Raw genomic sequence first — 8,336 nt, forward strand, 5'->3', positions numbered from 1 at the left:
TGCCAATCCGGAACTCAAGAGGATGCTCGCGGACTTCCGCAAGGAGGAGTTCCTGCAGCACGCCGACTTCGACACGCCCTACCAGGAGGGGCAGCCGCGCCATCCGCTGGGCGAAGAGCCGCTGCTGGTGACGGACGTGGATGCCGCGCCGGTGGCGAACGGGCCGCTGCGCCTGAACTTCAACGAGCGCCCACCCAATGGGGCGAGCGAGCCGCGCAGCTTCCAGATGGAGATGCAGCCGAAGTTGATGCAGGGGTTGATGCACCTGCTGGACCAGGCACTGCTGCAGTCGCAGTGGCGCGAATCCTTCCATCCCGTGGTGGCGCCCGAGCCGGCGTCGGACGAGGGCGACGGGCATCGGCCGCGGTATTTGAACTAAAGGCCCTCGCTTCGGCGCCGCGAGCTTCGCTGCGCTCACTGATCGCTGGGCTTCGCAAGGCTCAGCACCAGCCTACGAGAGCGGCACCAGCCTCATGATTTCAGCGCGAACCCTGCGACGCGTTTGTAGTCGTCCGAGATCCGCTTGAACTCCTCGGGCGAGATCAGGTCGTCGATCTTGCCCGGGAAGGGCTTGCCGCCGCTCAGCTCGTCGGCCTTCATGATGATGAAGTCGGGCGGCACGGTGCGGTTGGTTTCGACCACCTTCGCAGTGGCGGGCAGGCGCAGCGTTTCGTACTCCTGCAGCGCGGCGACCGGATCGCCGCCGCGCGCCAGCAGGTCGGCCAGCGTGCGGGCGTCGATCAGCGCCTGGGCGCTGCCGTTGGAGCCGCGCGGGTACATGGGATGCGCGGCGTCGCCCAGCAGCGTGATGCGGCCGAAGGTCCAGCGCGCCACCGGGTCCTTGTCGACCATCGGGTACTCCAGCACCTCGCGCGCGTGCAGCAGCAGCTCGGGCACGTCGAGCCAGTCGAAGTTCCAGTCCTGGAAGAAGGGCAGGAAATCCTCGAAGCGGCCGGGCCGGTTCCAGTCGTTCATGCCCATCTCGGCCTGGCGGATCTCCGCCACCCAGTTGATCAACTGGTTGCCGTGGCGGTCCACGTTGTCGACGATCGGGTAGATCACCAGCTTGCCGGTGTCGATCGAGCCGATGCGCAGGTAGCTCTTGCCGGTGAGGATCGGCTTGTGCACCGTGACGCCGCGCCAGGTGTTGATGCCGGCGAAGGCGACCTTCTCCTCGGGATAGAACTGGCGCCGCAGGGCCGAATTGACGCCGTCGCACGCGACCACGACATCGGCCTGCACCGTGGGCTGCGGGTGGCCGCGCACGCCGGAGAAGGAGAGCGTGACGCCCTGCCCGTCCTGTTGCGCCCCGGTGCAGCGGTGGTCGAGGTGGATGCGCGCGTCGCCCAGGCGCTCGCGCGCGGCCTCGAACATCACACCGTGCAGCTTGCCGCGGTGCATGCCGAGCTCGGGCACGTCGTAGCCCGCATGGCGGCCGCGCGGCTCGCGGTAGATGAACTGGCCCCAGCGGTTGAAGAACACGCTTTCGAGGTTCTCGATGGCCAGCGGCTCCAGCCGGGGCTGCAGGCCCAGCGCGGCCAGCTCGCGCATCGCATGCGGCAGCAGGGTGATGCCGACGCCGAGCTCCTTGATCTCGGGCGCGGCCTCGTACACGTCGCAGGCGATGCCGCGCTGGTCCAGGCCGAGGGCCAGCGCCAGCCCGCCGACGCCGCCCCCGACGATCGCGATGCGCATCAGTCGGCCTTGATGTTGGCGGTCCTCACCACGCCGGCCCAGCGCTCGGCGTCGCTGGCGACCAGGCGCTGGAACTGCTGCGGCGAGCTCCAGGCCGGGTCCATGCCCTGGTTCTGGAAGGTGGCGCGGACCTCCGGCGCCGCCAGGATGTCCTTCAGCTCCTGGCTGAGCCTGGCGACCTCGTCTGCAGGGGTGCCGGGCGGCGCGAAGATGCCGTACCACATGTCGACGTTGACGTTGCCGGCCTTGGCTTCGGCGAGCGTCGGCACGTCGGGCAGCAGGGGGTGGCGCTTGTCGCTGCCGATGCCCAGCGCCACCAGCTTGCCCGACTTGACGTGCGGCAGCGCGACGTGGATCGGCAGGAACATGGCATCCACCTGGCCGCCCAGCAGGTCCGTTACGGCCTGCGAAGTGCCGCGGTAGGGGATGTGCGTGAGGAACACGCCCGCGGTCTGCTTGAACAGCTCCATCGACAGGTGGTGCGGCGTGCCCACGCCCGGGCTGGCGTAGTTCAGCCGGCCGGGCCGCGCCTTGGCGGCGGCGACCAGGTCCTGCGCGGTCTTGAAGCCGGCGGTCGGGGGCGCCACCAGGATCAGCTGGCCCCAGCTGGTGAGCGAGACCGGCACCAGGTCCTTCACCGGGTCGAACGGCAGGTGGGTATAGAGGCTGCGGTTCATCACCAGCGTGTTCACGCTCACCAGCAGCGTGTTGCCGTCCGCCGGGGCGCGCACCACGGCCTCGGTGCCGATGTTGCCGGAGGCGCCGGTGCGGTTCTCCACCACCACCGGGCGGTTGAGCCGCTGCGAAAGCCGCGGGCCCACGGTGCGGGCGACGATGTCGATGCCGGTGCCGGCGGTGAAGGGCACGATCAGCTTGAGCGGGACGCCGGCCGGCTGCGGGGCTTGCGCGAAGGCCCCGCCGGTGAGCACCAGGGCGGCCAGCACGGTTCGAATCAGGGTTTTCATTGCTTTTCCCGCTTGCAAGTTGGCATGCTAACGATTATGGCGGGCCGTCGGCCCGCGACAATGATCGTTCACCCGCAATCCGGATTCAAGCAGTGTCGTCCCCTTCCAAGTCCCCGCCGCAATTGGCGCGCCTGTATGCCCGCCCCGGCTTCCTGCTGCGCCGGGCGCACCAGATCTCCGCCGCCGTGTTCGAGGACGCCTGCCGCGACCTGGAGCTCACGCCGGCGCAGTTCGGCGTCCTGACGGTGGTGCAGGCCCACCCCGGCCTGGGCCAGTCCAGCCTGGCGCGGGCGCTCGGCTTCGACAAGGTCACGGTGTTGCGGGTGCTGCGGGGCTTGCAGGCGCGCGGCCTGGTCAGCCGCGTCCAGGCCGGCGACAACCGGCGCAACGTCTCGGTGCTGCTGACGGACGAAGGGGCGGAGCTGCTGCAGCGGGCCCAGAAGCCGGCCGAGAAGGCCTACCGGCGCCTGATGGCGCCGCTGGACCGGCAGCAGCAGGAGCAGCTGCTGCAATTGCTGCAGCTGCTGACCGGCGAGCTGGAAGACGAGGCGCGGGCCGCCTTCGTGCCTCCGCCAGCCCCGCGTCAGGCCGCGTAAGCGCCAGCGTTTATCCTCGGCAGGATGACCGTCCTGCCCTCCCGTTTTTCCGCCCTGCGCCGGCTGCTGCTGGCCGGCCTCGTCACCCTTGCCGCCGGCGCCGCGCAGGCCCAGTCCGCCGCGCCGGTGCGCATCCTGGTCGGCTTCCCGCCCGGCGGCGGCACCGACGCGATCGCGCGCACCCTGGCGGAGAAGCTGAAGGACGAGCTCGGCGTGCCGGTGGTGGTGGAAAACCGCGCGGGCGCCGGCGGCCAGATCGCCGCCCAGGTGCTGAAGTCGGCGGCGCCCGACGGCCGCACCCTCTTCCTCAGCCACGACCACTCGATCTCGATCCTGCCGCAGGTGACGAAGAACCCGGGCTTCGACCCGGCGGTGGACTTCGTGCCGGTGGCCGGCTTCGCCACCTTCGCCAACGCGCTGGCGCTTTCCAGCGGCACGCCGGCGAAGTCGCTGCCCGAGTACGTGCGCTTCGTGCAGCAGCAGCAGGGCGGCAAGGACAGCATCGGCATCCCGGCGCCGGCCTCGATCCCCGAGTTCCTGGTGGGCATGCTGGCCAGCAAGTACAAGCTGGACCTGCAGGCCGCGCCCTACCGCGGCAGCGCGCCCATGATGGCCGACATGCTGGGCAACCAGATCAAGGCCGGCGTGGCCTCGATCCCCGATTTCATCGAGAACCACAAGGCCGGCAAGCTGCGCATCGTGGCGGTGATCGGCGCCAAGCGCCAGGCGATCCTGCCGGACGTGCCGACCTTCAAGGAGCTCGGCCTGGCGGGCCTGGAGGAGCTGCCCTACTACGGCCTGTTCGCGCCGGCCGGCACCCCGCCCGAAGTGCTGGACCGCCTGAACCAGGCCCTGGCCAAGGTGATCGCGATGCCCGACGTGCGCGAGCACCTCGCGTCCATGGGCCTGACGGTGGCCTACCAGCCGCAGGCCCAGTTCGCCAACCGCGTGAAGGGCTACACCGAGACCTGGGAAAAGATCATCAAGGCGAGCGGGTTCCAGGCGAAATAGGTCCGGAACGCGGACAGCCGGACGCAAAGGACGCAAAGATTTCGCAAAGGGCGCAAAAGGAACACCATCTCAATGGGGCTGTTCCTTCGCGTTCTTTGCGAATCCTTTGCGCCCTTTGCGTCCGGTTGTTCGGTCTTCAGCCGTTCCGGCTCGCGATGCCCCAGCGCTCCAGCGCCTCGTCGTCGGCCACGCGGGCGTCGACCCAGCGCTCGCCTTCGGGCGTGCGCTCCTTCTTCCAGAACGGCGCCTGCGTCTTCAGGTAGTCCATCAGGAATTCGCAGGCCTGGAAGCTCTGGCCGCGGTGGGCGGAGGTCACGACGACCAGCACGATCTGGTCCTGCACCGCGAGCGGCCCCACCCGGTGGATCACCCGCGCCGCGCGGATGTCGAAGCGGCGGAAGGCCTCGTCGATCATCTGCTCGATCGCCTTCTCCGTCATGCCGGGATAGTGCTCCAGCTCCATCGCGCTCACGTGCGCGCCGTCGCTGCGGTCGCGCACGGTGCCGATGAAGCTGCAGACGGCGCCCACGCCGGGGTCTTCGCGCCGCAGGGCGGCGATCTCCGCCGCGACGTCGAAGTCGCCTTCCTGGATGGAAACGCGCGCGGCCATCGCGGGCCTCAGCCGCCCGTCACCGGCGGGAAGAAGGCGACCTCGCAGCCTTCGCGCAGGACGGCCGCTTCGTCGCTCATCACCTGGTCCAGCGCCATGCGCACGGCCTTGCCGCGCGCCAGCGCGGACGCATAGGGCTCGCCGCGGGCGACGAGTTCGTCGCGCAGGGCACCCAGCGTCTCGCTGCGCGTCTGCACGGCCTCGCTGCCCTGCCCCACGGCCTCGCGGACCGAGGCGAAGTACTTGACTCGAAGGTTCGTCATGCCAGCAGCTCCGCCAGCGGGAGGAAGCGCACCGGGTCGCCCCTGGCGATGGTGCTGCCCGCCGGCACGTCGATCAGGCCGTCGGCCCACACGGTGGACGTGAGCACGCCGGAACTCTGGTTGGGAAAGAGCGCCAGGCGCCCCTCGGCATCGCGGCGCGCGCGCAGGAACTCGCGCCGCTTGTCCGGCCGCGCCCAGTCGAAGTTGGCCGGCAGCTGCACGGCCACCGGTGTCACCCGCGCCGCGCCCTGCAGCTTGAGCAGGAAGGGCCGCACCAGCAGCAGGAAGGTGACGAAGCTCGACACGGGATTGCCCGGCAGGCCGATGAAATGCGCATCGGCCACCTTGCCGTAGGCAAAAGGTTTGCCGGGCTTCATCGCGATCTGCCACAGGTCGAGCGAGCCGAGCTGCTGCACGGCGGGCTTGATGTGGTCCTCTTCGCCGACGGACACACCGCCGCTGGTGAGGATCAGGTCGTTGTCGCGCGCGGCCTCGCGCAGGGCCTCGATGGTCGCCGCGCGGTTGTCCGGCACGATGCCGAGGTCGCGCACCTCGCAGCCCAGGCGCAGCAGCAGGCTGCGCAGGAAGAAGCGGTTGGAGTTGTAGATCGCGCCGGGCTTCATCGCCTCCGGCGCCACCTGGCCCGGCATCACCAGCTCGTCGCCGGTGGAGAACAGCGCCACGCGCGGCCGCCGCGCCACCTGCACGCGCTCGCGGCCGATGCTGGCCGCCAGGCCTTGCGCCGCCGGCCCGAGGCGCTCGCCGCGCGCCAGCACCGTGCTGCCGCGCGTGATGTCCTCGCCGCTGCGGCGGATCCACTCGCCGGCCGCCGGCACCTTGAGGATGCGCACGCGGCCGTCGTCGAGGGCCTGCGTGTCCTCCTGCATCACGATCGCATCGGCGCCCTCGGGCACCGGCGCGCCGGTGAAGATGCGCGCCACCGTGCCGGGCTGCAGCGGCTGCGGCGCGGCGCCGGCCGGAATGCGCTGGCTCACCGGCAGCGGCACGCCTTCGTCGGCGATCTCGGCGCGGCGCACGGCATAGCCGTCCATCGAGCTGTTGTCCTGCGGCGGCACCTGCAGGGCCGAGACCAGGTCTTCGGCCAGCACGCGGCCGTCGGCCTCGAAGGTGGGCACGCTCTCGGTGTCCGCCAGCGGCCGGGCCTGGGCCAGCAGGGCGGCGAGGGCATCGTCGAGAGGACGCAGCGCAGGGCGATTCACGCGTACTTCTCCGGGAGGTAGTCGAACCTGTCCCCATTCTCGACCAGCCACTCGGCGACCGCATCAGGGTCATTCAGGTCCAGCACGGGGCGCAGGGTCTCCTGCGGCAGCCGGTCGGGCGAGTCGGTGGCGATCGCCACCACGAAGTCGTCCTCCGGATAGCGCGCGTCCTTGCCGGTCTCGGCCCGCCAGACCTCGATCTTCAGCAGGTTGCTCTCCTTGAAGCCCTCCACCAGCACCCAGTCGACGCCGTCCCATAGCTCCGCCAGCAGGTGGTGCACGGAGAGCCGGGCCGGCTGCTCGAACTCGCGCATCAGCGCCAGCCGCCGGTCGGAGGCGACCACCACCTCGAAGGCGCCGGCCTCGCGGTGGCGGAAGGTGTCCTTGCCGGGATGGTCGATGTCGAAGTTGTGGTGCGCGTGCTTGACGACCGAGACGCGCAGGCCCCGCAGCTTGAGCGCGGGGATCAGCTGTTCGACGAGGTGGGTCTTGCCGGCGCCCGAATAACCCGCGAATCCGACGACTTTCATGCGCAGTGGTCGGCGATGAATTGCTTCACCCGCGCCGCGTCGGCCGGCAGCACGGTCACGCGCCGCGGCAGGGCCTCGATGCCCTCGAACTTCGCCGGCCGCTGCGGCTCGCGCCCGAGCGCCTCGACGATGGTGGCGGCGAACTTGATCGGCAACGCCGTCTCCAGCACGATCATCGGCGTGCCGGGCTGCACGAAGGCACGCGCCACCTTCAGGCCGTCGGCCGTGTGGGTGTCGATCATGGTGCCGAAGCGCTCGAAGGTGTCGCGGATCGTCGCCACGCGGTCGGCATGCGTGCTGCGGCCGGAGACGAAGCCGTACTCCGTGCGCGCCCGTGCCACGTCGCCCGAGAGGTCGAAGCGGCCTTGCGCCGGCAGTTCCTCGCCGAACAGGTGGCGCACTTTCGCGCCGTCGCGCCCGAGCAGGTCGAACACGAAGCGCTCGAAGTTGCTGGCCTTGGAGATGTCCATCGAGGGGCTGGAGGTCTCGTACGTGTCCTGGCTGCCGCGCACGCGGTAGACGCCGGTGCGGAAGAACTCGTCGAGCACGTCGTTCTCGTTGGTCGCCAGCACCAGCTGCTCGATCGGCAGGCCCATCATGCGGGCCACGTGGCCGGCGCAGATGTTGCCGAAGTTGCCCGAGGGCACGGTGAAGCTCACCTTCTGCCCTTCGGAGCGCGTGGCCTGGAAGTACCCCGCGAAGTAGTACACCACCTGCGCCACCAGCCGCGCCCAGTTGATCGAGTTGACCGTGCCGATGCGGTAGCGGCGCTTGAACGCCAGGTCGTTGGACACCGCCTTGACGATGTCCTGGCAGTCGTCGAACACGCCCTCGATCGCGAGGTTGTGGATGTTGGCGTCCTGCAGGCTGAACATCTGCGCCTGCTGGAAGGGGCTCATGCGGCCCTGGGGCGACGTCATGAACACGCGCACGCCCTTCTTGCCGCGCATCGCGTATTCGGCGGCGCTGCCCGTGTCGCCGGAGGTCGCACCCAGGATGTTCAGCTCCTCGCCGCGGCGCCCCAGTTCGTACTCGAACAGGTTGCCCAGCAGCTGCATCGCCATGTCCTTGAAGGCGAGCGTCGGGCCGTTGGAGAGCGCCTCGAGGTAAACGCCCTCTTCCAGCGGCTTCAGCGGGACGATCTCGCGCGTGCCGAACACCTCCTCGGTGTAGGTCTTGCGGCAGATCGCACGCAGGTCCTCGGCCGGGATGTCGTCGATGTAGAGCGACAGGATCTCGAAGGCGAGGTCGGCATACGGCAGGCCGCGCCAGCGCGCCAGCGTGGCGGCGTCGACGTGCGGATAGCGTTCCGGCAGGTACAGCCCGCCGTCGGGCGCCAGGCCCTCCAGCAGGATCTCGCAGAAGTGCTTGCGGCCGGGATCGCCGCGGGTGGAGAGGTACAGCATCAGGCCAGTTCTTCCTTGCGGATCCGCACGATGGGCGCCA

9 protein-coding genes and 1 pseudogene are annotated in these 8,336 nt (G+C 69.9%); 3 read left to right on the forward strand and 7 right to left on the reverse strand.

The features are described from left to right. Nucleotides 1–379 (forward strand): annotated as a pseudogene (locus tag VFM98_RS02090) (hypothetical protein); the annotation flags it as partial. 92 nt (nt 380–471) lie between these two features. Here VFM98_RS02090 and VFM98_RS02095 read toward each other — a convergent pair. Together VFM98_RS02095 and VFM98_RS02100 are read right to left on the reverse strand one after the other, a co-directional pair. After that, nucleotides 472–1,695, reverse strand: a complete 1,224-nt coding sequence (locus VFM98_RS02095) for a flavin-dependent oxidoreductase (protein ID WP_325108231.1) — start codon at nt 1,693–1,695, stop codon at nt 472–474. Then, on the reverse strand, nt 1,695–2,660 hold the full coding sequence (locus VFM98_RS02100; protein ID WP_325108232.1) for a tripartite tricarboxylate transporter substrate binding protein: 966 nt from the start codon (nt 2,658–2,660) through the stop codon (nt 1,695–1,697). The genes VFM98_RS02095 and VFM98_RS02100 overlap by 1 nt, the downstream gene beginning before the upstream one ends. A 92-nt stretch (nt 2,661–2,752) precedes the next feature. On the opposite strand from VFM98_RS02100, the gene VFM98_RS02105 reads away from it, so the two are divergent. Continuing rightward, complete coding sequence (locus VFM98_RS02105) at nt 2,753–3,256, forward strand: MarR family transcriptional regulator (protein ID WP_325108233.1); 504 nt, start codon at nt 2,753–2,755, stop codon at nt 3,254–3,256. A 24-nt stretch (nt 3,257–3,280) separates the two neighbouring features. Then, nucleotides 3,281–4,267 carry a Bug family tripartite tricarboxylate transporter substrate binding protein gene (locus VFM98_RS02110; protein WP_325108234.1) on the forward strand — a complete coding sequence of 329 codons (987 nt, stop codon included), beginning with the start codon at nt 3,281–3,283 and terminating at the stop codon, nt 4,265–4,267. Between the two features lie 136 nt (nt 4,268–4,403). Here VFM98_RS02110 and VFM98_RS02115 read toward each other — a convergent pair whose 3' ends face one another. From VFM98_RS02115 to thrC, 5 genes are read right to left on the reverse strand one after another with little or no spacing between them, the layout of a single operon-like run. Continuing rightward, nucleotides 4,404–4,877 (reverse strand): molybdenum cofactor biosynthesis protein MoaE, encoded by a 474-nt coding sequence (locus tag VFM98_RS02115; protein ID WP_325108235.1) that lies wholly within the window; start codon nt 4,875–4,877, stop codon nt 4,404–4,406. An 8-nt stretch (nt 4,878–4,885) separates the two neighbouring features. Further along, nucleotides 4,886–5,140, reverse strand: coding sequence for a molybdopterin converting factor subunit 1 (gene moaD / locus VFM98_RS02120; RefSeq protein WP_325108236.1), 255 nt, complete (start codon nt 5,138–5,140; stop codon nt 4,886–4,888). Continuing rightward, the gene (gene glp / locus VFM98_RS02125) at nt 5,137–6,360 is read right to left on the reverse strand and encodes a gephyrin-like molybdotransferase Glp (RefSeq protein ID WP_325108237.1); all 1,224 of its coding nucleotides are present in this window, start codon (nt 6,358–6,360) and stop codon (nt 5,137–5,139) included. The genes moaD and glp overlap by 4 nt, the downstream gene beginning before the upstream one ends. Next, nucleotides 6,357–6,890 (reverse strand): molybdopterin-guanine dinucleotide biosynthesis protein B, encoded by a 534-nt coding sequence (gene mobB / locus VFM98_RS02130; protein ID WP_325108238.1) that lies wholly within the window; start codon nt 6,888–6,890, stop codon nt 6,357–6,359. Before mobB ends, glp begins: the two co-directional genes overlap by 4 nt. Then, nucleotides 6,887–8,296, reverse strand: coding sequence for a threonine synthase (thrC, locus tag VFM98_RS02135; RefSeq protein WP_325108239.1), 1,410 nt, complete (start codon nt 8,294–8,296; stop codon nt 6,887–6,889). The genes mobB and thrC overlap by 4 nt, the downstream gene beginning before the upstream one ends. Nucleotides 8,297–8,336: the final 40 nt, after the last annotated feature.

Source organism: Ramlibacter sp., from assembly GCF_035706265.1.
GTDB lineage: Bacteria > Pseudomonadota > Gammaproteobacteria > Burkholderiales > Burkholderiaceae_C > Ramlibacter.

Coding starts and splice junctions, on each gene's coding strand:
- VFM98_RS02095 (WP_325108231.1), bottom strand. CDS start 1,695: ATGCGCATCGCGATCGTCGGGGGCGGCGTCGGCGGGCTGGCGCTGGCC.
- VFM98_RS02100 (WP_325108232.1), bottom strand. CDS start 2,660: ATGAAAACCCTGATTCGAACCGTGCTGGCCGCCCTGGTGCTCACCGGC.
- VFM98_RS02110 (WP_325108234.1), top strand. CDS start 3,281: ATGACCGTCCTGCCCTCCCGTTTTTCCGCCCTGCGCCGGCTGCTGCTG.
- VFM98_RS02115 (WP_325108235.1), bottom strand. CDS start 4,877: ATGGCCGCGCGCGTTTCCATCCAGGAAGGCGACTTCGACGTCGCGGCG.
- moaD (WP_325108236.1), bottom strand. CDS start 5,140: ATGACGAACCTTCGAGTCAAGTACTTCGCCTCGGTCCGCGAGGCCGTG.
- mobB (WP_325108238.1), bottom strand. CDS start 6,890: ATGAAAGTCGTCGGATTCGCGGGTTATTCGGGCGCCGGCAAGACCCAC.
- thrC (WP_325108239.1), bottom strand. CDS start 8,296: ATGCTGTACCTCTCCACCCGCGGCGATCCCGGCCGCAAGCACTTCTGC.